We start from the raw sequence: 22,419 nt of genomic DNA, 5'->3' as shown, positions 1-22,419 counted from the left end.
GGGCGCTCCTCAGCTCTGCGACACTTTTTGCGGAACATAGATGTTGGCCACCACTTCGCCCTGCGGGCGCACCGGCTGAAGGCGCGCGGGCGTTTCCTCCTGCGCCAGATCGAGGTGCGGGAACAGCAGTTCGCCGACGCGGTAGGCCTCTTCCAGATGCGGATAGCCGGAGAGAATAAAGGTGTCGATGCCCAGATCGGCATATTCCTGCATGCGCGCCGCGACCGTCGGGCCGTCTCCCACCAGCGCGGTGCCGGCGCCGCCGCGCACCAGGCCGATGCCGGCCCACAGGTTCGGGCTGATCTCCAGGTTATCCTTTTTGCCGCCGTGTAGCGCCGCCATGCGCCGTTGGCCGACGGAGTCGAAACGCGCAAAGGCCTGCTGCGCGTTAGCGATGGTTTCCTCATCGAGGTGCGCGATCAGCCGGTCGGCGGCGCGCCAGGCCTCTTCGGTGCTTTCACGCACGATGACATGCAGGCGGATACCGAAGCGTACCTGGCGGCCTTTCGCCGCTGCTTTGGCGCGCACCTCTTCGATCTTCTCTTTAACCTGCGCCGGCGGCTCTCCCCAGGTGAGATACAGTTCTACCTGTTCGGCGGCCAGATCCTGCGCGGCGGCGGAGGATCCGCCGAAATAGAGCGGCGGGCGCGGCTGCTGCACCGGCGGGAAGAGCAGTTTGGCGCCTTTCACCTGAATATGCTTGCCGTCGAAATCGACGGTTTCGCCTTCCAGCACCCGGCGCCAGATATGGGTGAACTCGGTTGAGGCTTCGTAGCGCTCTTCATGGCTCAGGTGCAGCCCCTCGGCCGCCAGCTCTTCCGGATCGCCGCCGGTGACCAGATTGAACAGCGCACGCCCATTGGACAGGCGATCCAGCGTCGCCGCCTGGCGCGCCGCCAGCGTAGGGGAGATGATGCCCGGCCGCAGCGCGACCAAAAACTTCAGCCGCTGGGTGACCGGGATCAGCGAGGCGGCCACCAGCCAGGAGTCTTCGCACGAGCGGCCGGTGGGGATCAGTACCCCACCGAATCCCAGCCGATCCGCCGCCTGGGCGATCTGCTGCAAATAACCGTGATCGACGCTGCGCGCGCCCTGTGCGCTGCCAAGATAGTGGCCGTCGCCGTGGGTGGGTAAAAACCAGAAAACGTTCAGGCTCATCGTTAATCTTCTCCCATGAGTTATTGTGCGGTTGGGCGCCAGATGCGTTGCGAGATGTCAACCTTCACCGGCACCAGCCGGTTGGCGTAAAACAGGTCGGCGGTTTGCTGCTGCGCGGCGATCGTCCGCGCATCGAGCGGTGTGATGGCGGTCGGCGGGCGGTGATCCAGATAGCTGGCGATCACCGGTTCCGGCAGCCCCATGGCGTTAGCCAGCAGGGTCACGCTTTGCGCCCGGTCGCTGCGGGTGAGCGCATCGGCCTGGGTCAGCACCGTCAAGACCTGGCTGATAAAGGCGCCGTTGGCTTCGACATAGGGGCGCGCCGCCAGATAGAAGGAACCGGTCTGGTTCAGATCGGTGCCGTCGCCGAGCACTCGCACGCCGCCCTGCAGCAGCGCGGCGGAATAATAAGGATCCCAGATGGCCCAGGCGTCGACGTTGCCCTGTTGGAAGGCGGCGCGCGCATCGGCGGGCGTCAGATAGGCGGGCTGGATATCGGTGAACTGCAGGCCGGCCTTTTGCAGCGATCGCAGCAGCAGATTGTGCGAACTGGATCCTTTCTGGAAGGCGACCTTATGGCCTTTCAGATCGGCGACGTTTTTTATCGGGCTGTTTTCCGGCACCAGGATCACTTCCGCCTTGGGTTTGGGCGGCTCAACGCCGACATACAGCAGGTCAGCGCCGGCCGCCTGCGCGAAGATCGGCGGAATATCTCCGGTGCTGCCCAGATCTATGCTGCCGACGTTCAAGGCCTCCAGCATCTGCGGGCCGGCGGGAAACTCGATCCAGCTGATGCGGGTGGCGGGGAAACGTTCCTCCAGCAGCCGGTGGCTCTTCGCCAGCACCAGGCTGACCGATCCTTTTTGGTAGCCGATGCGGAACTGCGCCGGATCCTGCGCAGCGGCGGCATTGGCCCAGACCAGCGACAGCAGGCCAGTGAGGGTAGCGGCGCTCAGCCAGCGCCGTAAAGCGATGCGTTTTTTCATTCAGGCTCTCCTTTTCCAGGCCTTTCAGGCGGTCTGACGCGCCGCCAGCGGCGAGGCGACGCGCAGCGCGGGCGGTTTGCGGCGGCCAAGCGCCAGATAAAAACTGGCCAACGCCTCTTCCAGCCGGGTAGCGACGGCGTCGGTGAGCGTGGCGCCTTCACCGGTCAGTTGGACCTGGCTGTCGTCGGCGAATACGCCGTGCAGCACTTCCTGCGCTTTCAACGCTGCCAGCACCGGTTTGAGCGCATAGTCCACCGCCAGCATGTGGCCGATCGAACCGCCGGTTGCCAGCGGCAGCACTACCTTATGATCCAGAGCGCGTTCCGGCAGCAGATCCAGCAAGGTCTTCAGCGCGCCGGAAAACGACGCTTTATAAACCGGCGTGGAAATCAGCAGGCCGTCGGCCTGCGCCAGCTGGTCGGCAAACGCCTTGATCGCCGGGCTGTTGAAGTTGGCATACAGCAGGTCTTCGGCATCGAAGTCGTGCAGGGTATAAGCCGTCACTTCCACCCCTTGCTGCCGCAGCCAGTTCTGGCTCAGCGCGAGCAGTGCGGCGGAACGTGATGGGATGCGTGGGCTGCCGGCCAGTGATATAACGCGCATTGCCACTCCTTATAACTAAAAGTTAGGTTTAATTAGAAAATCAACAGGAAGTGTTTTAAACCTACCAGCAATCGGGCGCGTTTTTTAAATCTCATTTTTTGATTTCGATATGCGCAAAAGCGGATTGGCGCCGATTTGGCGGCGAAGCGGGAAAACGGTTGCGTAAAAACCGCTTTTTTTGCCTTTAATCAATTCCAATTGGGCGGGGGATACCGGATAATACGCCCCCGGTTTGCAACCGGGAAATCAGGAGAGTCCATGTACTACCCCCTCATCAGGAAAGCGTTGTTCCAGCTCGATCCGGAACGTGCGCACGAAGTGACCTTTCGTCAGCTCAGCCGTATTACCGGCACCCCATTAGCGTTTCTTGTCCGTCAGTCCGTGCCGACCAAACCGGTCAGCTGCATGGGGCTGTCGTTTAAAAACCCGCTGGGATTGGCCGCCGGTCTGGATAAAAATGGCGAGTGCATCGATGCGTTCGGCGCGATGGGCTTCGGCCATGTGGAAGTCGGCACCGTGACGCCGCGCCCGCAATCGGGCAACGACAAGCCGCGCTTGTTCCGCGTGGTTGAGGCGGAAGGCCTGATCAACCGCATGGGGTTCAATAACCATGGCGTGGACAATCTGGTTGAAAACGTTAAGAAATCCCATTTCGGCGGCATTCTTGGGATCAATATCGGCAAGAATAAAGACACCCCGGTCGAACAGGGCAAAGACGATTATTTGATCTGCATGGATAAAGTTTATCCGTATGCCGGTTATATCGCGATTAACATCTCGTCACCGAATACGCCGGGGTTACGATCCTTACAGTATGGCGAAGCGCTGGACGATCTTTTGGCGGCGATTAAAAATAAGCAGCAGGAATTACATGCGCGCCATCACAAATATGTGCCGGTGGCGGTAAAGATCGCGCCGGATCTTTCAGAAGAAGAATTGATCCAAATTGCCGATAGCCTGGTGCGGCATAATATCGATGGCGTGATCGCCACCAATACCACGTTGGATCGAAAATTGATCCAGGGGCTGAATTACTGCGAACAAGCGGGCGGGTTAAGTGGGCGTCCGTTGCAATCACGCAGCACCGAAGTGATCCGCCGTCTCTCCACCGAACTGCAAGGGCGCCTGCCGATTATCGGCGTGGGCGGCATCGATTCGCTGACGGCGGCGCGCGAAAAAATGGAGGCCGGCGCGAGCCTGCTGCAAATTTATTCCGGATTTATCTATCACGGCCCGCGTTTGATTAAAGATATCGTTACCCATATCTAATATTTTTCCTCTCATTTTATTCCGGGGGTTTATTTCTGCCCCCGGCTCGTCTATATTTTGTTCGTTAGCATAAATATCGTTCGCGGAATTATCCGATGTTTAAGCTATTTTATCGGTGATAAAATCGCCTTTTAGGGTGAGTGCAGCGTTGGCATAGGCAGCGAGAAGGATACGAAATGAAGATAAAACCTGACGATAATTGGCGTTGGTATTTTGATGCCGAACACGATCGGCTAATGCTGGATTTAGCTAATGGTATGATCTTTCGTTCACGTTTCCCGGCCAAAATGTTAACGCCGGACGCCTTCGATGAATGCGCTTTTTGCGTGGACGACGCTGCCCTTTATTTCACCTATGAAGAACAGTGCAAACAGGTCAAACTCAGCCATGAGCAGCGCGCCGAGCTGGTGTTGAATGCGCTGGTCGCCTACCGTTTCCTGAAACCGCTGATGCCGAAGAGCTGGCATTTTTCGCAGCAGCATTATCCGTTGCAGCCGAAAAACGGCGAGCTGGCGGCGGTGAAAGTGATGGAAAGCGGCGCGGAAGCGCGCCTGCTGGTGGTAGAGGCCGGGGATAACGCCAGCCTGTGCCTGCTGGCGCAAAATCAGCTGACGGTCGCCGGCCGCACCATGGTATTGGGCGATGCCATCAAGGTGATGCACGATCGGTTGAAACCCTGTGCGCAGGATGAAAGCGCCGCCCCGGCTTACGACAGGGCGGTATAAGGCGGATTACGCCAGGGTCAAATCACTTTTCGGGATGCAGCTGCAGCACAGGATGGTGCCGTTGTCGCCCAGCGCGCTTTTCTTCAGGGGCGCGACTTCACCGCTCAGCAACGTAATGCGGCAGCTGCCGCAAATCCCGGCACGGCAGGAGTAAGGTACGCGGATGCCTTGCTGTTCCAGCTGCTCGAGCAAGATCTGCTGGTTATTGCCGGTAAACACCTTTCCTTCGTATTCGATAGTGACGCTGTGCTCGCTGTCTTGCGGCGCTTGCACGCTCTCCACCACTTTCCCGGCGCCATAAGGGCGCGGCGGCTTGGTCGACAGCACTTCCACCGTATCGCCCACGCGAATGATGCCGCTGTTACGCGCGATCATATTCTGGCCAAAATCGATGTCGCCGTTGTCGGCGGAACGGAATTTTTGCAGCGTGCTCAGCGGTTCGCCGCTCGGGTGCTTGCGGCCGCGCTCGGTGCTGACGGTGGTGAGCACGCAGCGGCTGCAGGGTTTCACCAGATCGAACATGACGTCGCCGACGCGGATCACCTGCCAGCCGTCCTCGGCCCAGGCGGTTGCGCCGCTCACCACCAGATTGGGGCGGAACTGCTCCAGCTTGATGCTGCCGGGGCAACGCTGCTGCAGATCGTTGAACGAAGCCTGGTTAATCAGCAGATAAGGATAGCCGTCGGCAAACGTCAGCGGGATTTCGGGGTGCTTTTTCACTCGGCGGGTCAACTCCGGCCCCAGCCAGCGCAGCTGCACGTCACGCTGGAAATAGCCGCTCAGCCAGCGGTTGATCTCATCCGGCGCGATCAGCGCGGTGAAATGGTTGCCCCATACCTCGGTCGGCTGCGGCGCGGCGGCGAAGTCGCTGAAGCGAATGGCGGCGCTTTCGCCGTCCGGCGCGGTCAGGAATAGCCCGTCCGGCAGCAGCGCCGGCGTGAACAGCACCATCTGCGGGTATTGGCGCGCGGTAATAAAGGTGCCATCCGGCTCGGTGATCATAAAGTTGCGGTCGAAGGCCAGACCGCTGCTGCCGACCTGGGCGTAAGAAAGCTGCAGACCGCGCAGTGATTTAACCGGATGGACGTAGAGTCTGGAAAGCGTGATCACCCTTATCTCCGTGCGATTATTAAATAGAAGGGAGCAACTTTATGACAAGCGGTGCGGATTAGCTATAATGCGCAACAATTTTCTTTTTGGTGATAAGCACGATATGAACTCTCTGTTTGCCAGCACGGCGCGTGGATTGGAAGAACTGTTAAAAAGCGAGCTGGAAGCGCTTGGCGCTCACGACTGCAAAGTGGTGCAGGGTGGGGTACATTTTCAGGGTGACGATCGTCTTCTGTACCAAAGCCTGCTGTGGAGCCGCCTGGCTTCGCGCATTCTGTTGCCGCTGAACGAATTCCGCGTGCACAGCGATCTGGATCTCTACCTCGGGGTGCAGGCGATAGACTGGCCGAGCATTTTTGGCGTGGATAAAACCTTTGCCGTGCATTTCAGCGGCGTGAACGAAGAGATCCGCAATAGCCAGTATGGCGCGCTGAAGGTGAAAGACGCCATCGTCGACAGCTTCACCCGCAAACTTGACCAACGCCCGACGGTCGCCAAGCAGCAGCCGGATATTCGCGTTAACGTCTTCCTGCAGCGCGATATGGCCAGCGTGGCGCTCGATCTGAGCGGTGAAGGCCTGCATCAGCGCGGTTACCGCGATCTCACCGGCCAGGCGCCGCTGAAGGAAAACCTGGCGGCCGCCATCGTTCTGCGTTCCGGCTGGCAGCCGGGCACGCCGATGCTCGATCCGATGTGCGGCTCCGGCACGCTCTTGATCGAAGCGGCAATGATCGCTGCCGATCGCGCGCCGGGCCTGCACCGCCAACACTGGGGCTTCAGCGCCTGGAACGGCCACAACGCCGAACTGTGGCGTGAAGTCACCACCGAAGCGCAGGTGCGCGCACGCCGCGGCCTGCAGGAAACCGCCTCTCGCTTCTTCGGCTCCGATATCGATCGTCGGGTGATTGAAATGGCGCGCGGCAACGCCCGCCGCGCCGGCGTCGCCGAGCTGATCACCTTCAACGTCGGCGACGTGGCGCGCTTGACCAATCCGCTGCCGGAAGGCCCGCACGGCACCGTGATCAGCAACCCGCCGTACGGTGAGCGTCTGGAAAGCGAACCGGCGCTGATCGCGCTGCACAACATGCTGGGCCGCGTGATGAAAAGCGCCTTCGGCGGCTGGCAGCTTTCGCTGTTCAGCGCCTCGCCGGAGCTGTTGAGCTGCCTGCAGCTGCGCGCCGAGCGCCAGTTCAAGGCGAAAAACGGCCCGCTGGAGTGCGTGCAGAAAAACTATCAGCTGGCGGCGAACCCGGCTGGCGCCACCACCGGCGGCGTGCAGGTGGCGGAAGATTTCGCCAACCGTCTGCGCAAGAACTTGAAGAAGCTCGACAAGTGGGCGAAACAGCAGGGCATTGAATGCTACCGCCTGTACGATGCCGATCTGCCAGAATACAACGTCGCGGTGGACCGCTACGGCAGCAAGGTGGTGGTGCAGGAGTATGCGCCGCCGAAAACCGTCGATGCGCAAAAAGCGCGTCAGCGCCTGTTCGATGTGATCAACGCGACGCTGGCGGTGCTGGAATTGCCGTCGAATCAGCTGATCCTGAAAACCCGCGAGCGGCAGAAGGGTAAGAACCAGTACGAGAAACTGGCGCAGAAAGGCGAATTCCTGCTGGTGGAAGAGTATAACGCCAAGCTGTGGGTCAACCTGACCGACTATCTCGATACCGGCCTGTTCCTCGATCACCGCATCGCGCGCCGCATGCTGGGCGAGATGAGCAACGGCAAGGACTTCCTCAACCTGTTCGCCTATACCGGCACCGCCAGCGTGCACGCCGGGTTGGGCGGCGCGCGCAGCACCACCACGGTGGACATGTCGCGTACCTATCTGGAATGGGCGGAGAAGAACCTGCGCGCCAACGGCCTGACCGGCCGTCAGCATCGGTTGATCCAGGCCGACTGCCTGTCGTGGCTGAGCAACGCCAACGAACAGTTCGACGTGATCTTCATCGATCCGCCGACGTTCTCCAACTCCAAGCGGATGGAGAACACTTTTGACGTGCAGCGCGATCATCTGGCGCTGATGAAAGATTTGAAACGGTTGCTGCGCCGTAACGGAACCATCATGTTCTCGAACAACAAGCGCGGTTTCCAAATGGATATGGCAGGGCTGAGCGCGCTGGGCCTGGAGGCGAAAGAGATCACCGCCAAGACGCTGTCGCAGGACTTTGCCCGTAACCGTCAGATCCACAACTGCTGGCTGGTGACTCACGCCGGCGAAGGAAAATAATTACTATGTCGTTAATCAGCATGTCCGGCGCCTGGCTCTCTTTCAGCGATGCGCCGCTTTTAGACAACACCGAAATTCATATCGAAGACAACGAGCGCGTGTGTCTGGTCGGGCGCAACGGCGCCGGTAAGTCCACGCTGCTGAAGATCCTCGGCAAAGAGATCCCGCTGGACGACGGCCGGGTGATCTACGAACAGGATCTGATCGTGGCGCGCCTGCAACAGGATCCGCCGCGCAATATCGGCGGCAGCGTGTTCGACTTCGTGGCCGAAGGCGTCGCGGAGCAGGCGGAACACCTGAAGGCGTATCATGCGATTTCCCACCTGGTGGAGAGCGATCCGAGCGAGAAAAACCTGGCGCGCATGGCGCAAATCATGGAGATCCTCGACCACCAGGGGCTCTGGCAGCTTGACAGCCGCATCAGCGAAGTGCTGCTGCAGCTGGGGCTGAACGGCGACGCCGAGCTTTCCTCGCTGTCCGGCGGCTGGCTGCGTAAAGCGGCACTGGGCCGCGCGCTGGTGAGCTCGCCGCGCGTGCTGCTGCTCGACGAACCGACCAACCACCTGGATATCGAAACCATCGACTGGCTGGAAGGCTTCCTGAAAGAGTTTGACGGCAGCATCGTCTTCATCTCGCACGACCGTTCGTTTATCCGCAACATGGCGACGCGCATCGTCGATCTGGATCGCGGCAAGCTGGTTTCCTGGCCGGGCAACTACGATCTGTATCTGCAGAGCAAAGAAGAAGCGCTGCGGGTGGAAGAGCTGCAAAACGCCGAGTTCGATCGCAAGCTGGCGCAGGAAGAGGTCTGGATCCGTCAGGGCATCAAAGCGCGCCGTACCCGTAACGAGGGGCGCGTGCGCGCGCTGAAGGCGCTGCGCGTCGAGCGTTCAGAGCGCCGTGAAGTGATGGGCACCGCCAAGATGCAGGTGGAAGAGGCGACCCGCTCCGGCAAAATCGTATTCGAGCTGGAAGACGTCAACTATCAGGTCGGCGAAAAAGTGCTGGTGCGCGGTTTCTCCGCTCAGGTACAGCGCGGTGACAAGATTGCGCTGGTGGGGCCGAACGGCTGTGGCAAAACTACGCTGCTGAAACTGATGCTCGGTCAGCTGAAAGCCGACAGCGGCCGCGTGCACTGCGGCACCAAGCTGGAAGTGGCTTACTTCGACCAGCACCGCGCGGATCTCGATCCGGAGCGCACGGTGATGGACAATCTGGCGGAAGGCAAGCAGGAAGTGATGGTCAACGGCCGTCCTCGTCACGTCTTGGGCTACCTGCAGGACTTCCTGTTCCACCCGAAACGCGCGATGACGCCGGTGAAGGCACTTTCGGGCGGTGAGCGTAACCGCCTGCTGTTGGCTAAGCTGTTTCTGAAACCGAGCAATCTGCTGATCCTCGATGAACCAACCAACGATCTCGACGTCGAAACGCTGGAGCTGCTGGAAGAGCTGATCGACGGCTATCAGGGCACCGTGCTGCTGGTCAGCCACGATCGCCAGTTCGTCGACAACTCGGTGACCGACTGCTGGATCTTTGAAGGCAACGGCGTGATCAACGCCTTCGTCGGCGGCTATTACGATGCGCATCATCAGCGCGCCACGGCGAAACCGATTCGTCAGGCGGCGCCGAGCGCGAGCAAACCGGCGGCGGAGAAAAAGGCCGAACAGCCGAAGAAAGCGGCGGCCAAGCTGAGTTACAACCTGCTGCGCGAACTGGAACAGCTGCCGCAGCGGCTCGAACAGCTGGAGGCGGAAATCGAAGCGCTGCAGGCGCAGATGAGCGATGCCGACTTCTTCACGCGGCCGCACAGCGAAACGCAAGAAGTGCTGACGGCACTGGCTAACGCCGAGCAGGCGCTCGAGCAGGCCTTCGCCCGTTGGGAAGAGCTGGAAGCGATGAAAAACGGCTGACCGTTGCGATACCGCCCGCGCGCTGCTGCGGGCGGTTATCGACGTGCCGGTGAGCAACGTTATTGAGGAGGAATATGGTGTGTTCCCACAACAATCATCAGCAGCATAGTCATTCCGTACCTTCGGCGGAGCACCAGGATAACCTGATGCTGTGCCCGCAGTGCGACATGCTGGTGGCGCTACCGCCGCTGGCCTATGGCAGCAAAGCGGTATGCCCGCGCTGCAAAACCACGCTCAGCGTCCGCTGGGACGAACCGCGCAAGCGGCCGATCGGTTACGCGCTCAGTGCCTTGTTCATGCTGGTGCTAGCCAACATTTTCCCGTTTATCAACATGCGCGTCGCCGGTCTCGGCAACGAAATCCGGCTGATTCAAATCCCGGAGGTCATGGTGGCGGAAGATTACGCCAGTATGGCCACCTTATTTATGGTGTTCGTGCAGCTGATCCCGGCGTTTTGCATGGTGGCGATCGTTCTGCTGTGCGCCAAAGTGCGCTTGCCGCTGGGGCTTAAAGAGTGGATGGCCCGGGTGCTGTTTCAGTTCAAGACCTGGTGCATGGTGGAAATTTTCCTCGCCGGGGTGCTGGTCAGCTTCGTCAAGCTGATGGCCTACGGCGATATCGGCATCGGCAGCAGCTTCGTGCCTTATTGCCTGTTCTGCCTGCTGCAGGTGCGCGCTTTCCAGTGCGTGGATCGGCGCTGGCTGTGGCAGGACATCGAACCGGCGCCGCGTATCGATCGCCCACTGACGGTGGGGCGCACCGGCATGCGCCAGGGCGTGCGCTCCTGCGCCTGCTGCACGGCGATCCTGCCGGCCAATCAGGTACGCTGCCCGCGCTGCCACACCAAGGGCTACGTGCGCCGGCGCCACAGCCTGCAGTGGACGCTGGCGCTGCTGGTGACCTCCATCATGCTGTATATTCCGGCCAACCTGATGCCGATCATGGTGACCGAGGCGCTGGGCAACAAGATGAACTCCACCATCATGGCAGGGGTGATCCTGCTGTGGGGGGACGGCTCTTATCCGGTGGCGATGGTGATTTTCATCGCCAGTATCATGGTGCCGTCGCTGAAAATGCTGGCGATCGGCTGGCTGTGCTGGGATGCCAACGGCAGGAAGAAGCCGCGTGCCGACAGCGAGCGGATGCACCTGATTTATGAAGTGGTCGAGTTCGTTGGCCGCTGGTCAATGATCGACGTATTTGTGATCGCCGTATTGTCGGCGCTGGTGCGAATGGGGCAGTTGATGAGCATTTATCCTGCGACGGGCGCCGTGCTGTTCGCGCTGGTGGTGATCCTCACCATGTTCGCCGCCATGACATTTGATCCCCGGCTGACCTGGGATCGCGCAAGTGAAACAATCAACAAGGAGCCGCAAGGTGACGGAAAATAATCATAGCGTCGCAGACGTTGAGAAGATCAAACGCTGGTCGCCGGTGTGGATCATTCCCATCGTGACCGCGCTGATCGGCGCCTGGATCCTGTTTTACCACTTCAGCCATCAGGGGCCGGTGGTGACGCTGGTCACCACGACGGCGGAAGGGCTGGAAGCGGGTAAAACCAAAATCAAAAGCCGCAGCGTGGACGTCGGCGTGGTGGAAACCGTCACGCTGAGCGATGATCTGAGCAAGGTGATGGTGCAAGCGCGTCTCAATTCCGGTATGGAGAAATTGCTGCGTCAGGACTCCGCCTTCTGGGTGGTGAAGCCGCAGATCGGCCGTGAAGGCGTCTCCGGGTTGGGCACGCTGCTGTCCGGCGCCTATATCGAACTGCAGCCGGGCAGCAAGGGCAAAGACGGCAAAGACAACTATCAGCTGCTCGACGCGCCGCCGCTGGCCTCCCCGGACGCCAAGGGGCTGCGCATCGTGCTGGACAGCGAGAAATCGGGCCAGCTCAACGCCGGCGATCCGGTGCTGTTCCGCGGCTATCGCGTCGGGTCGGTGGAAACCAGCTACTTCGATCCTAAAGAACGCGCCATGCGCTATCAGCTGTTCATCACCGCGCCTTACGACCAACTGGTCACCACCAACGTGCGCTTCTGGAAAGACAGCGGCGTGGCGTTCGACATGTCGGCGCAAGGGATGCGGGTGGAGATGGGATCGCTGACTACCCTGTTCAGCGGCGGCGTCAGCTTCGACGTACCGGACGGCTGGGATCGCGGCGAACTGGCGAAAGAGAAGGCGGAGTACCAGCTGTTCGACAACCAGCGCAGCACGCAGGATTCGCTGTATACCGTGCATAAGGATTACCTGCTGTTCTTCTCCGATTCGGTACGCGGCCTGCAGCCGGGCGCCCCGGTCGAGTTCCGCGGCATCCGCCTGGGCACGGTGGCTCAGGTGCCATTCTATAAAGAGGGCATGGCGCAACGCCTGGATAACGACTACCGCATTCCGGTGCTGATCCGCATCGAGCCGGATCGCTTCCAGAAACAGCTGGGCGGTAATTTCGATATCGAAGGGCATTTGAAGGACGCGGAATCGCGCGGTATGCGCGCCTCGATGAAGTCCGCCAACCTGCTGACCGGTTCGCTGTATATCGATCTCGACTTCTATCCGCAGGAGAAACCGTGGAAAGGGCCGCGCGAACTGTTCGGTTATCCGCTGATGCCGACCACCAGCGGCGGGCTGGCGCAGATCCAGCAGAAACTGATGCAGACGCTGGACAAGATCAACGCGATGCCGATCAATCCGATGATCAACGAAGCGACCAAGACGCTGGCGGAAAGTCAGAAAACCATGAAGTCGACGCAGCAGACCATGAAGTCGTTGAACGACATCATCGCCAGCAAAGAGATGCAGGCGCTGCCGCAGGACATGCAGAAAACGCTGCTGGAGCTGAACCGCAGCATGAAAGGGTTCCAGCCTGGTTCACCGGCTTACAACAAGATGGTGGGCGATATGCAGCGCCTCGACCAGGTGTTGCGTGAGCTGCAACCGGTGCTGCGCACCCTGAATGAGAAGAGCAACGCGCTGGTGTTTGAAGCCGCCGGCAGCACTGACCCTCAGCCGAAGAAGGCCACGAAATGATGAAATGGATCCCGGTAGCCCTGGCGCTGTTGCTCAGCGCCTGCAGCAGTTCGCCACAGAAGACCTACTATCAGTTGCCGGCGCTGGGGGCGCCGGCCGCTGCCAGCAGCAGCGGCGCTTCCACGCGCCAGCTGTGGCTGGAGCACGTGAGCGTGGCGGATTATCTGGCGCAGAGCGGCGTGGTGTATCAAACCAACGACGTACAGTATGTGATAGCCCAGAACAACCTGTGGGCCAGCCCGCTCGACCAGCAGCTGCAGCAAACGCTGGTCACCAACCTGAGCAGCGCGCTGCCGGGCTGGGTGGTCTCTTCGCAGCCGATGAGCAGCGATCAGGATGTGCTGAACGTGACCATCAGCGGTTTCCATGGCCGCTTTGACGGCAAGGCGATCGTTCGCGGCGAGTGGGTGCTGAACCGCCAGGGGCGCTTGATCAAACGGCCTTTCAGCCTGGAGTTGAAACAGGGTGAGGACGGCTATGATGCCCTGGTGCGCACGCTGGCGCAGGGCTGGCAGCAGGAAGCCCAGGCTATCGCAGCACAGATGGGCGGCATTTAGTCATAATTTGGTCTAAAATCGTCTAATCCCTGTCAGCGTGAAAAGTCTTTTTTTCTCCCTGGCAGGGATTTCTTTTTCATTTCAAAAAGTTAAACCCTTTCCCGGCAGATCAGCCACTTAGCACTTTCCTCGGGCGTAGCTCACAAATATGACATTGGCGTGAATTTTGCGCATTGATCTTCTCTTCTTTTAGCGCTATTGATAACTCGTGGCTGCGCAAAAAGCAGCCATTGTTTTCTTTCCACCAGACCAAAATGAGGGAAACGAGGCATGAAGAGACAGAAACGCGATCGTCTGGAAAGGGCGCATTCGAGAGGGTATCAGGCAGGTATTTTAGGGCGTTCCAGGGAACATTGTCCCTACCAATCATCAGTGGACGCCCGGTCTCAATGGCTGGGAGGTTGGCGAGAAGCCATGGAAGACAGGGCTGTGACCGCTTAAGCGGCTCCCTGTCAAATAAAAGGAATAACCTCCGCCCTTTGGCGGAGGTTTTTGTTTGTGGCCTCTGAGGTGGCATCACCCAGGGCGTTCTCAGTGGGGTTATTGCTTCGCGCTGGCCTGACGAGGAGCGAGAAAGCGTGATTCGTATAGACGAGGCACGCTTTAGGCGCTCTGGCGGTGGGTAAACAGGAGATCCTTAAAGGGAGGGCGGAGGCGGTGCAAGGCATTGAGGGATAAAAGAAATGCCGCCACGAGAGACGTGACGGCATGCGCGATCGTTGGAAAAGAAGGCGGTGGCCGTCTTCTCGTCAGCGTGATTAGAACGCTGCGGTATCCTTGAACAGGCCCACTTTCAGATCGGTAGCGGTATAGATCACTTCGCCGTCAACCAGCACTTCGCCATCGGCGACGCCCATGATCAGCTTGCGGGTGATAACGCGCTTGAAGTTAATGCGGTAAGTCACCTTCTTGGCGGTTGGCAGCACCTGGCCGGTGAACTTGACTTCACCGACGCCCAGCGCGCGGCCTTTGCCTTCGCCGCCCAGCCAACCGAGGTAGAAACCGACCAACTGCCACATGGCATCCAGGCCCAGGCAACCAGGCATGACCGGATCGCCGATAAAGTGGCAACCGAAGAACCATAGGTCCGGATTAATATCCAGCTCCGCTTCCACATAACCTTTGTTGTGAGTCCCGCCGTCTTCGCTCATTTTGACCACGCGGTCCATCATCAACATGTTACCTGCCGGCAACGGTGGGCCACCGGCGCCGAACAGCTCGCCACGGCCGGATGCTTCGAGGTCTTCTTTCGTATAGGAATCGCGTTTATCTACCATGTTCTCAGTAAGCCTTATTTTAATGAAGGACGCAGGTTAGCTAACACGTGTACGCTGAACAAGTCCGATCAGCCGTGGTTGAACCAGTTGAGCCAGCGCAGCGGCCATGGACGGCGGCGTTCCTGCAGGCTCACCTGCGCAATCCGTTCCTGAATGGCCGCCAACAAATTCGGCTGTTGTTCATCAGAGTAGAGGCAACCTGTAAGCAAAGGCAAGGCTTCCGCCGCGCTCTCTACCGCCCACAGATGGAATTGCCCCTCGCGTACCGCGTCGACGACATCTTGACGCAGGCACAGGTGGCGCACGTTGGTCACGGGCAATACGACGCCCTGTTTGCCCGTCAGGCCGCGGCGTAAACAAACTTCGAAGAAACCTTCGACCTTTTCGTTAACGCCGCCTATCGGCTGTACGTTGCCGAATTGGTCGACGGAGCCGGTGACGGCGATCTGCTGTGTGATTGGCTGCTGCGACAGAGCGCTGACCAAGGCGCACAGCTCGGCGAGCGAGGCGCTGTCGCCGTCCACTTCACCGTAAGATTGTTCAAAGACGATGGAAGCGGAGAAGGGCAACTGCTGATCCAAATCCAGTTCGGCGATAAGGAACGCCTGCATGATCATCATGCCTTTAGCATGCAGGTTGCCTCCCAGCTCGGCTTTGCGCTCGACGTCGGTAAACTCGCCGTCGCCAAGATGCACGACGCAACTGATGCGCGAGGGCTCGCCGAAGCTGCGCGGATGGCCGGGATAATCCAGGACTGACAGGCCGTTGATCTGCCCGATCACTTCACCCTCGGTCTCAATCAGGATCTGACCCAGCTCAATCTCATCCTGCATACGCTCGGCCAGATAGCTTTCGCGCCATTCGCGGGCATTCAACGCTGCCTCAAACGCTTTGGCGGTAATGCGCTCCTCTTCGGCATACAGTGCAGCCTCGGACAGCTGCTGGCCAAGCCAAACCGGCGAGAGTGGCAGGATGCCCTGATCGCCGGTGTAACGCACAGCCTGGACGATCAGCGGCGACCAGGCGTCGGCCGCTAACATCGGCAACTGCCGATCGGCAATCACGCCGTTGACGTAGCCGCACCACTGCGCCATATCATCGACTTCGGTCAGCTGCAGATCGTCTTCGTATTCGCCGTAGACCGCTTGTTCGCTCAGTTCCGGCTCGATATCGTGGAAATCGGCCAGGCCGTGACGGTCGCCGACCACAATCAGCCGCAGGTCCAGCGGCATCGGTGGAATGGCTACCGGCAGCGGGCGGGTTTCGTCTGGCGAAACCCAATGGAACTGGCGCTGGCCGATCATCTGCTTCAGCCGCAGCCATAGCAATGGCTGAGCCAGCAGCGCCCGAGCCGACAGGATCAGGACGCCGCCGTTGGCCTGGTGCACCAGACCCGGTTGCAGGGTAATGTCGCCATTGTGGATCCGTACGCAACCAAACAGCTGCTCCGGTTCAATCCACTCCTGGAACAGACAAGCACCGCCGGCGGCGAAAGGCTCATCGCCACGGCTGGCCGGCTCTATGCTGACCTTGCCATCCTGAATGGCATAGTGGCTGCCGCGGCATGCCGTATTCTTAGCCAGCAGTGGTGTGACGGCGTGAGCGATCAGTTCCAGGTACTCTCGCGTTTCTTGCGCTTTCAACAGCATGAAACGCGGTGGCGATTGAGGGTGGCAAAATAGCGTCAGGGCATTTTCCAGCCGAGGCTGAATGGCGGAAAAGGGCACGGGTGCCAACTGAGCGGCGGTATCAAATATCGCCTGATAAGGCGTTACGTCCGGCAATAAAGATTGCCATTCAAGTCGGTTATTGGTCAAAGTGTTAGATGCAATCGTTAAAAAGGGAAAGGGCGATTATACAAGAATAACGGCGGCTTGATACATGTGGAGTGCCAGTTGGCGTCAGGGAGTTTGACATCGCGCGATGACTGTGCAAAAAACAGTCTAAAAGACGGCTTAATTGCCGGGGAAATTCGGCGCAAAGCTGTTATGCTTATTTGAAGTTACGCGGTCACTGAAGAGCTCAAGATGAAATATCAGCAACTGGAAAATCTGGAGAGCGGTTGGAAATGGAAGTACCTGGTGAAGAAGCACCGGGAAGGGGAACTTATTACCCGCTACATTGAAAACAGCGCTGCTCAGGAGGCGGTTAACGAGCTGCTGAAGCTGGAAAATGAGCCGGTCAAGGTACTTGCATGGATTGCCGCTCATATGAATCCGGAGCTGGATAACCGGATGAAGCAAACGATCCGCGCCCGCCGCAAACGTCATTTTAACGCAGAACACCAGCATACGCGTAAAAAATCTATCGATCTGGAGTTTTTGGTTTGGCAACGCTTGGCAGCCCTGGCGCGCCGTCGTGGCGTCACGCTGTCGGAAACGGTTGTGCAGCTTATCGAAGATGCTGAGCGCAAAGAGAAGTATGCGAATCAGATGTCGTCGTTGAAAGAAGATTTGAAGGCGATTCTCGGTAAAGAACCTAAGTAAACGGGGCAGAGCGCCTTAGTTACACTGGGTCTTGAATGTTCTGATAACAGCAGGACGAAAAAAAACCCCGCAATGCGGGGTTTTTTATTAGGCGAGTAAACTTAGCCCTGAGGCTGAGTTACAACGTCTTTGATACCTTTAACTTCGATCTCTACGCGACGATCTGGTGCCAGGCAGTCGATCTGAGCTTTGGTAGCGCGGCCAGCTTTGTAGCCACAGGTGTTGCCAGTAACTGGATCAGCTTTGCCCATGCCACGTGCAGAGATTTTGTCTGACGGGATGCCTTTGGAGACCAGGTAGTCAACAACGCTTTGTGCGCGTTTTTCAGACAGTTTCTGGTTGTACTGAGCAGAACCAACGGCGTCGGTGTAACCCAGAACAACTACGGAACCGTCTTTAGGATCCATGGAGCTCAGCTGGGAGTACAGCTGATCCAGAGCCTGCTGACCTTGTGGCTTCAGAGTTGCTTTGTTGAAGTTGAACAGCACGTCAGACTTCAGAGTGAAACGCTTGGTTTCAACAACTGGAGCCGGAGCTGGAGCTGGAGCAACTGGAGCAACTACGTCATCCTGACCGAAGCGATAAGAAACGCCCAGGCTCAGCATGGTGTTGTCTGGACGTGCGCCAACGGTACCTGCGTCACCGATGTTGCTTACGAACTGGTAGTCCAGGCGGGTAGCCCAGTTTTTGGTCAGTGCGTATTCAACACCAACAGCAGCCAGCGGAGAAACGCCGGTGTCGTGGTCGCTCAGGCGAGTGCCGTTGCCGTAGTTAGCTTTGGAGTCTGCACGCCATACCATACCACCCAGACGAGTGTAGATGTCCAGATCGTCAGCAATTGGGTAGCTCAGTTTAGCGGCCAGTTGAACGCCCTGCGCTTTGAAAGCACCGTTGTTCACGCTGCCTTTGTAAGGCATACGGCCAAGCCAGTCATAGCCCAGTTCGAAGCCCAGGTATTGGTTTGCCTGGTAGCCCAGGAACGCGCCGGCACCCAGCTGATCTTTGTGGGTTGGGCCGTTGCCGATACCGTTCTGGTAACCGTTACCGTAGAAACCAGTGTCGTGGTACTGGGACCAGCCCAGTTTAGCACCGGTGTACCAGGTGTTATCTTTTGGAGCGGCTTGCGCTACGGTAGCGAAACCTGCCAGTGCCACTGCTAATGCGATAGCTGTCTTTTTCATTTTGCGCCTCGTTATCATCCAAATAGGCAATGAGCTTTAAAGCTGTTTTAAGCCCTTGGTTAAATTCCTTCGCCAAGGTTTAAGCCCTCGTTTGTTACTCGCCAGTTTTTCTGACGTTATAGAGCAACCTTGGCGATGTAAAGTCTACAACGTGGCGCGAAAGTTACAAGTGTGATGTGATAAGGCTCTAAAAAAAAACGCGGAATCGTACATATTTGCTAACATTCTTAGCCTAAAAAAACGGCGATTCATCGGGCGTTTTTGCTTGGCAAACCGCAGCCGGACTAGCTTTGTGCCTTATCCCGCAAAGGTTCCCTCTACGGGGTGCGAAAATGATGGGAAAAATCCTAAATTTACTTAATGATACAAAGAAGAGTGAATTTTTAGGGTGGAACAGTGTCCGTGAGTCGGGTCAATGTCACGTTGAGGACGCATGATAAACCCGTAGGCATTACCCAATTCTGCCGCACGTCTCAATTTTAGACGATCCTCCTCCGTTAGCTCGGGCAACCAGCCGAGAACCACGCTGTAGTTCCCCGTTTGCAGCGCTTTTTCCATTGCCTCAACCGTATTCACCGGGCTGATTTGGCTCAACTGCACCATTTTATCCACCGGCAGGCCGGATTGCTGCAGCCATTGCTTGCTTAACTTTTGCTGCGGCGTCAGCCACAGAAGCCAACGAGACTGCTTGCCCAGTTGCTGCAGCAGGGGCAACAGCAGTTGAGCCACTGCGGGCTGGCGCTCGTTGTAAACAAGTTCACTGATCAAGCCATTCTCTTTGCCGACATTTGTGTTCTTCGCAACGCTGTTCGCGGTAAAAGAGCCATGGCTAAAATGAGGTTGGTAGAGTGATTGAGTACGCATAAAGTTCCCGCCCGTCGTGTTACTGTATGTTTATACAGTATCCCTGATTTCGGATAAGATCAACCCAAATTTTCGTAGCGGCTCGCATAATTGCGATCATTTTTTGTACCGGTGTTTTTTGTGATTGGCATGCAGACGGATAGTGCGTATTTTTCTAATTAGTTGTTCACGTTACTTTTTTCATTGATGAGAGAAATAATACGACCGGAACCTAAAAAGGAGGAATGCTATGAAAAGGATGTCGACGAGAAGAATCACGCAGGCTAAAAGTTGCTTCGCGGCGCTGGGCACCATCACCACGCGGTCACAGTTTGGCGGCTATGGGCTGTTGGCTGAGGGGGTGATGTTTGCAGTGATAGCGGAAGGCGAGCTGTATTTGCGGGCTACGGCGAGCATGGAACCGGCCTTTCGCGCTCGGGGCATGGTCAATATGGTCTATTCCAAGCGCGGAGTGCCCATCACTTTGCGCTATTACTGGGTTGACGAGTCCCTGTGGCGGGAACGTAACGAATTGGTGGGGCTGGCTTGGCAAGCTGTCAGGGAGGCCCGTCGGGAACAGCGGCTCAAGGCCGGCGACCACGGCAGATTGAAGGCGCTGCCGAATATAGATGTCAATATGGAGCGGCTGTTGTGGCGAGCGGGTATCCGCAACGCCTATGACCTGCGGTTGCAGGGCGCGAAACGCAGCTATCTTAGCCTGCTGCAACAACAGACCAATCTGGGATTGCGAGTCCTGTTGTCGCTGGGCGGGGCGATAGCCGGTTATCATCAGGCGGCATTACCGGCTGAATTGCATAACGAATTGGTGCGCTGGTTCGATCATATGATGGCGATGCGCCGCCATGGACATGAGCCGGTGATTCAGGGCCCGTCGAGCGGGCCCTGAATGATTAGGCTGTCTTATTGATTTGGGTGTGCAGCGCGGTGAGTTCCGGCAGAAGTTCGAGCACCAGCCCCACCTGCTGCAAAACCAGCTGTTCTTTGCTTTCAGGTTCCGGAACGGCTTGGCGAATCCGCTCCGCCAACTGTTCCAGCGCCTGAGCAATGCGCTGGCTGTTCTGTTCTTCCTGATGCAGGGCGCCGTCCACGTAACACACGGCATCATTGAGCAGGTCGAGCGTGGCAGGGGTATTCAGCCGCTCGCGGTGCGCACCCAACGCCGAGATATAACTCAGGAGTGTGTGGTTCAGGCAGAGCAGGCGGAAGGCGGCTTCCTGCAGCGCCTTGTCGGCCTTGGGATCGGCGGACATGTTGGAGATGACCGAAGCCAGCTCGGCATCGCTGTTGTGGGCATCTCGCCGCGCAATGCGGTAGGCGAGGCCGTTATCCTTACCCTGGTGGTATTGCACCAGAATGGCGTCCAGATAACGGCAGTTGGCATTCAGCGTTTTATCCACCACCGCCGGCAGTTGGCGGAACTTCCAGTCCGGCCAGATAAAGCTGACTGCCGCCCAGGCGATGGCGCAGCCTAGCAAGGTATCGTAAACGCGCGGAGCTGCCACTTCGAATCCTTCACCCAACAGGTTAAAGCACAACAGCACCAGCAGCGTGATGAACATCGTCGCGTGCGCATATTGTACGGTGCGGAAAGCGAAGAACAGAACGCCGGTGATGACGATCAACACCAGCTGTCCTTCCAGTGAAGGCACGAAATAGAGGATTGGCAGGCCGATAAGAATACCGGCCAGGGTGCCGATGATGCGCAATGCTAGGCGTCGGCGGGTGGCATTGTAGTTCGGTTGGCAGACGAACAGGCTGGTCAACAGGATCCAGTAACCGTGCTGCATGCCGGTGAATTGAATGAAGGCGTAACCCACGCACAGCACCACCGACATGCGGATCGCGTGGCGGAACAGGGCCGACTGGGGCGTCAAATGGCGGCTGATGCGCAGCCGGATATCGCTCCAGCCAGTTAAGCGGTCATCGGCCAGGCTGTTCTCTTCCGCTTGCCCGCTGGCCAGCGTCTGCTCTGATTCGATATTGGCCAGCTGCGCATCGATCGCATGCAGGTTTTTCAACAGATGCGCCAGCGCCTTGGTCTGCTCGGTATTGCCCTGGGTTTCGGCGATGCGCGCCAATGCCTCCTGAATGCGGCTGAAAGCCGGTTCAAAGCGCGGGTTGTGCTGGTACTTTTGCCGCAGCAGGATCGATTGCGCCAATTGGCGGCAGGCGCGCGCCTGCATGCTCAGCAAACGCTGGAAGCGGAACAAAATGTCGCTGTGGCGGAATTGCTGGCTGAGTGCGTGGTACTGAACGTGGGAAGAGCTGGCGCGTTCGTGGATATCCTGCGCGACAAAATAGTAGTGCAAGGTGCGGCGGGTGCCACGCTGGCCGCGATCGCCTTTCAGGCGCGTCAGCAGCGAGGCTTTGGTTTGGTTAAGCAACGCGACCAGGGCGCTGTTGGCCATCGCGACATCCATCCAGGGCAGATCGGCGTCGCGCTCGGCATCGGGATCGAACAGATTGGCTTTGGCATCCAGATAGTTGGCCAACTGATCGTAGCAGCGTGCCAGGTTCTCTTGCAGCGGCCGGATAGGGAACAGCAGGTGGCCCGCCAGCGTCAGCAGGTTGTACCACAGTGCGCCGATCACCAACAGCAGCGGCTGCTGATACCAGGCATCGTACATGGCGGTGCCGAGCATGGTATAAACCGCGATCAGCAGCGCGCCGAAGGCGATGGTGGCGTAACGTTGCCCCAAGGCACCGAGCAGGATAAAACCGCAGGTCGACGTGGTTAAGCCAAGGGCGAACAACCAGGGGTAGGGGAACAGCAGCTCGATTGAAGCAGAGGCGACAAAGAAGCACACCAGCGTGATCAGCAGGTTGCGTAACCTGCCGGCCAGGCGGTCATCCAAATCAGTCAGGGCCGCCGCCACGACGCCCAGCGTTAGCGGGATGGTCAGCTTGGGAATGCCCAGCCACCAGGGAACGGCGGTGGTGCCGATCAGCGCAATAAGGATGCGCAGGTGATACAGCAGGTTGCTGTTGTAGGTATAACGACGAACTGCGGGTGCAAAAGAGAGCACGAAAAACTCCTCA

19 protein-coding genes are annotated in these 22,419 nt (G+C 58.4%); 10 read left to right on the top strand and 9 right to left on the bottom strand.

Annotated features, from left to right (window positions below):
- Positions 1 to 9 precede the first annotated feature (9 nt).
- From ssuD to ssuE, 3 genes are read right to left on the bottom strand one after another with little or no spacing between them, the layout of a single operon-like run.
- The gene (ssuD, locus tag AC4PR2_RS10830) at positions 10 to 1,158 is read right to left on the bottom strand and encodes an FMNH2-dependent alkanesulfonate monooxygenase (RefSeq protein ID WP_197801729.1); all 1,149 of its coding nucleotides are present in this window, start codon (positions 1,156 to 1,158) and stop codon (positions 10 to 12) included.
- Positions 1,159 to 1,178: 20 nt separating this feature from the next.
- Positions 1,179 to 2,144 (bottom strand): aliphatic sulfonate ABC transporter substrate-binding protein, encoded by a 966-nt coding sequence (locus tag AC4PR2_RS10825; RefSeq protein WP_197801727.1) that lies wholly within the window; start codon positions 2,142 to 2,144, stop codon positions 1,179 to 1,181.
- A gap of 24 nt (positions 2,145 to 2,168) precedes the next feature.
- Positions 2,169 to 2,747 (bottom strand): NADPH-dependent FMN reductase, encoded by a 579-nt coding sequence (gene ssuE / locus AC4PR2_RS10820; protein WP_060440267.1) that lies wholly within the window; start codon positions 2,745 to 2,747, stop codon positions 2,169 to 2,171.
- Positions 2,748 to 3,005: 258 nt separating this feature from the next.
- On the opposite strand from ssuE, the gene pyrD reads away from it, so the two are divergent.
- Both pyrD and AC4PR2_RS10810 read left to right on the top strand, forming a co-directional pair.
- Complete coding sequence (gene pyrD / locus AC4PR2_RS10815; RefSeq protein ID WP_060421813.1) at positions 3,006 to 4,016, top strand: quinone-dependent dihydroorotate dehydrogenase; 1,011 nt, start codon at positions 3,006 to 3,008, stop codon at positions 4,014 to 4,016.
- A 176-nt stretch (positions 4,017 to 4,192) separates the two neighbouring features.
- Positions 4,193 to 4,741: a cell division protein ZapC gene (locus AC4PR2_RS10810; protein WP_004928171.1), complete on the top strand. Its 549-nt coding sequence runs from the start codon at positions 4,193 to 4,195 to the stop codon at positions 4,739 to 4,741.
- A gap of 6 nt (positions 4,742 to 4,747) precedes the next feature.
- On the opposite strand, the gene AC4PR2_RS10805 is transcribed toward AC4PR2_RS10810, so the two are convergent.
- On the bottom strand, positions 4,748 to 5,851 hold the full coding sequence (locus AC4PR2_RS10805) for a YcbX family protein (RefSeq protein ID WP_038874255.1): 1,104 nt from the start codon (positions 5,849 to 5,851) through the stop codon (positions 4,748 to 4,750).
- 103 nt (positions 5,852 to 5,954) lie between these two features.
- Here AC4PR2_RS10805 and rlmKL point away from each other — a divergent pair, with 103 nt between their 5' ends.
- From rlmKL to rmf, 6 genes are all read left to right on the top strand, one after another.
- Positions 5,955 to 8,081 carry a bifunctional 23S rRNA (guanine(2069)-N(7))-methyltransferase RlmK/23S rRNA (guanine(2445)-N(2))-methyltransferase RlmL gene (gene rlmKL / locus AC4PR2_RS10800; RefSeq protein ID WP_087762369.1) on the top strand — a complete coding sequence of 709 codons (2,127 nt, stop codon included), beginning with the start codon at positions 5,955 to 5,957 and terminating at the stop codon, positions 8,079 to 8,081.
- A 5-nt stretch (positions 8,082 to 8,086) separates the two neighbouring features.
- On the top strand, positions 8,087 to 9,991 hold the full coding sequence (locus AC4PR2_RS10795) for an ABC transporter ATP-binding protein (RefSeq protein WP_492175119.1): 1,905 nt from the start codon (positions 8,087 to 8,089) through the stop codon (positions 9,989 to 9,991).
- 74 nt (positions 9,992 to 10,065) lie between these two features.
- Complete coding sequence (gene pqiA, locus AC4PR2_RS10790; protein ID WP_197801720.1) at positions 10,066 to 11,382, top strand: membrane integrity-associated transporter subunit PqiA; 1,317 nt, start codon at positions 10,066 to 10,068, stop codon at positions 11,380 to 11,382.
- Positions 11,369 to 13,015 carry an intermembrane transport protein PqiB gene (gene pqiB / locus AC4PR2_RS10785; protein WP_060440264.1) on the top strand — a complete coding sequence of 549 codons (1,647 nt, stop codon included), beginning with the start codon at positions 11,369 to 11,371 and terminating at the stop codon, positions 13,013 to 13,015. The genes pqiA and pqiB overlap by 14 nt, the downstream gene beginning before the upstream one ends.
- A complete protein-coding gene (gene pqiC, locus AC4PR2_RS10780) occupies positions 13,012 to 13,572 on the top strand; it encodes a membrane integrity-associated transporter subunit PqiC (RefSeq protein ID WP_049272921.1) in 561 nt (186 codons plus the stop codon). Before pqiB ends, pqiC begins: the two co-directional genes overlap by 4 nt.
- Before the next feature lie 270 nt (positions 13,573 to 13,842).
- Positions 13,843 to 14,013 (top strand): ribosome modulation factor, encoded by a 171-nt coding sequence (rmf, locus tag AC4PR2_RS10775; protein ID WP_004928150.1) that lies wholly within the window; start codon positions 13,843 to 13,845, stop codon positions 14,011 to 14,013.
- Between the two features lie 317 nt (positions 14,014 to 14,330).
- Here rmf and fabA read toward each other — a convergent pair whose 3' ends face one another.
- Both fabA and AC4PR2_RS10765 read right to left on the bottom strand, forming a co-directional pair.
- Positions 14,331 to 14,849 carry a bifunctional 3-hydroxydecanoyl-ACP dehydratase/trans-2-decenoyl-ACP isomerase gene (fabA, locus tag AC4PR2_RS10770; protein ID WP_049200448.1) on the bottom strand — a complete coding sequence of 173 codons (519 nt, stop codon included), beginning with the start codon at positions 14,847 to 14,849 and terminating at the stop codon, positions 14,331 to 14,333.
- Positions 14,850 to 14,917: 68 nt separating this feature from the next.
- Positions 14,918 to 16,666, bottom strand: coding sequence for an AAA family ATPase (locus AC4PR2_RS10765; RefSeq protein WP_060419669.1), 1,749 nt, complete (start codon positions 16,664 to 16,666; stop codon positions 14,918 to 14,920).
- A gap of 210 nt (positions 16,667 to 16,876) precedes the next feature.
- Here AC4PR2_RS10765 and matP point away from each other — a divergent pair, with 210 nt between their 5' ends.
- Complete coding sequence (gene matP, locus AC4PR2_RS10760; protein WP_019454505.1) at positions 16,877 to 17,335, top strand: macrodomain Ter protein MatP; 459 nt, start codon at positions 16,877 to 16,879, stop codon at positions 17,333 to 17,335.
- A 101-nt stretch (positions 17,336 to 17,436) separates the two neighbouring features.
- Here matP and ompA read toward each other — a convergent pair whose 3' ends face one another.
- Positions 17,437 to 18,516: a porin OmpA gene (gene ompA / locus AC4PR2_RS10755; protein ID WP_060419786.1), complete on the bottom strand. Its 1,080-nt coding sequence runs from the start codon at positions 18,514 to 18,516 to the stop codon at positions 17,437 to 17,439.
- 357 nt (positions 18,517 to 18,873) lie between these two features.
- Positions 18,874 to 19,380: an SOS-induced cell division inhibitor SulA gene (gene sulA / locus AC4PR2_RS10750; RefSeq protein ID WP_047727899.1), complete on the bottom strand. Its 507-nt coding sequence runs from the start codon at positions 19,378 to 19,380 to the stop codon at positions 18,874 to 18,876.
- 229 nt (positions 19,381 to 19,609) lie between these two features.
- Between sulA and AC4PR2_RS10745 the strand changes: the two genes are divergently transcribed.
- Complete coding sequence (locus AC4PR2_RS10745; protein WP_060419667.1) at positions 19,610 to 20,266, top strand: TfoX/Sxy family DNA transformation protein; 657 nt, start codon at positions 19,610 to 19,612, stop codon at positions 20,264 to 20,266.
- Between the two features lie 4 nt (positions 20,267 to 20,270).
- Here AC4PR2_RS10745 and yccS read toward each other — a convergent pair whose 3' ends face one another.
- Complete coding sequence (yccS, locus tag AC4PR2_RS10740; protein ID WP_492175118.1) at positions 20,271 to 22,406, bottom strand: YccS family putative transporter; 2,136 nt, start codon at positions 22,404 to 22,406, stop codon at positions 20,271 to 20,273.
- Between the last annotated feature and the right edge of the window lie 13 nt (positions 22,407 to 22,419).

This window comes from Serratia sp. A07, from assembly GCF_058725505.1.
Note: the sequence above shows the minus strand (reverse complement) of the source record. Positions and strands in the feature narration are given on the sequence as shown.

What these genes read in the sequence shown, in the direction of transcription:
- ssuD (WP_197801729.1), bottom strand. Translation starts at nt 1,158, where the DNA reads ATGAGCCTGAACGTTTTCTGGTTTTTACCCACCCACGGCGACGGCCAC.
- AC4PR2_RS10825 (WP_197801727.1), bottom strand. Translation starts at nt 2,144, where the DNA reads ATGAAAAAACGCATCGCTTTACGGCGCTGGCTGAGCGCCGCTACCCTC.
- ompA (WP_060419786.1), bottom strand. Translation starts at nt 18,516, where the DNA reads ATGAAAAAGACAGCTATCGCATTAGCAGTGGCACTGGCAGGTTTCGCT.
- AC4PR2_RS10795 (WP_492175119.1), top strand. Translation starts at nt 8,087, where the DNA reads ATGTCGTTAATCAGCATGTCCGGCGCCTGGCTCTCTTTCAGCGATGCG.
- matP (WP_019454505.1), top strand. Translation starts at nt 16,877, where the DNA reads ATGAAATATCAGCAACTGGAAAATCTGGAGAGCGGTTGGAAATGGAAG.
- pqiA (WP_197801720.1), top strand. Translation starts at nt 10,066, where the DNA reads ATGGTGTGTTCCCACAACAATCATCAGCAGCATAGTCATTCCGTACCT.
- rmf (WP_004928150.1), top strand. Translation starts at nt 13,843, where the DNA reads ATGAAGAGACAGAAACGCGATCGTCTGGAAAGGGCGCATTCGAGAGGG.
- sulA (WP_047727899.1), bottom strand. Translation starts at nt 19,380, where the DNA reads ATGCGTACTCAATCACTCTACCAACCTCATTTTAGCCATGGCTCTTTT.
- pqiC (WP_049272921.1), top strand. Translation starts at nt 13,012, where the DNA reads ATGATGAAATGGATCCCGGTAGCCCTGGCGCTGTTGCTCAGCGCCTGC.
- fabA (WP_049200448.1), bottom strand. Translation starts at nt 14,849, where the DNA reads ATGGTAGATAAACGCGATTCCTATACGAAAGAAGACCTCGAAGCATCC.
- pyrD (WP_060421813.1), top strand. Translation starts at nt 3,006, where the DNA reads ATGTACTACCCCCTCATCAGGAAAGCGTTGTTCCAGCTCGATCCGGAA.
- ssuE (WP_060440267.1), bottom strand. Translation starts at nt 2,747, where the DNA reads ATGCGCGTTATATCACTGGCCGGCAGCCCACGCATCCCATCACGTTCC.
- rlmKL (WP_087762369.1), top strand. Translation starts at nt 5,955, where the DNA reads ATGAACTCTCTGTTTGCCAGCACGGCGCGTGGATTGGAAGAACTGTTA.
- AC4PR2_RS10745 (WP_060419667.1), top strand. Translation starts at nt 19,610, where the DNA reads ATGAAAAGGATGTCGACGAGAAGAATCACGCAGGCTAAAAGTTGCTTC.
- AC4PR2_RS10810 (WP_004928171.1), top strand. Translation starts at nt 4,193, where the DNA reads ATGAAGATAAAACCTGACGATAATTGGCGTTGGTATTTTGATGCCGAA.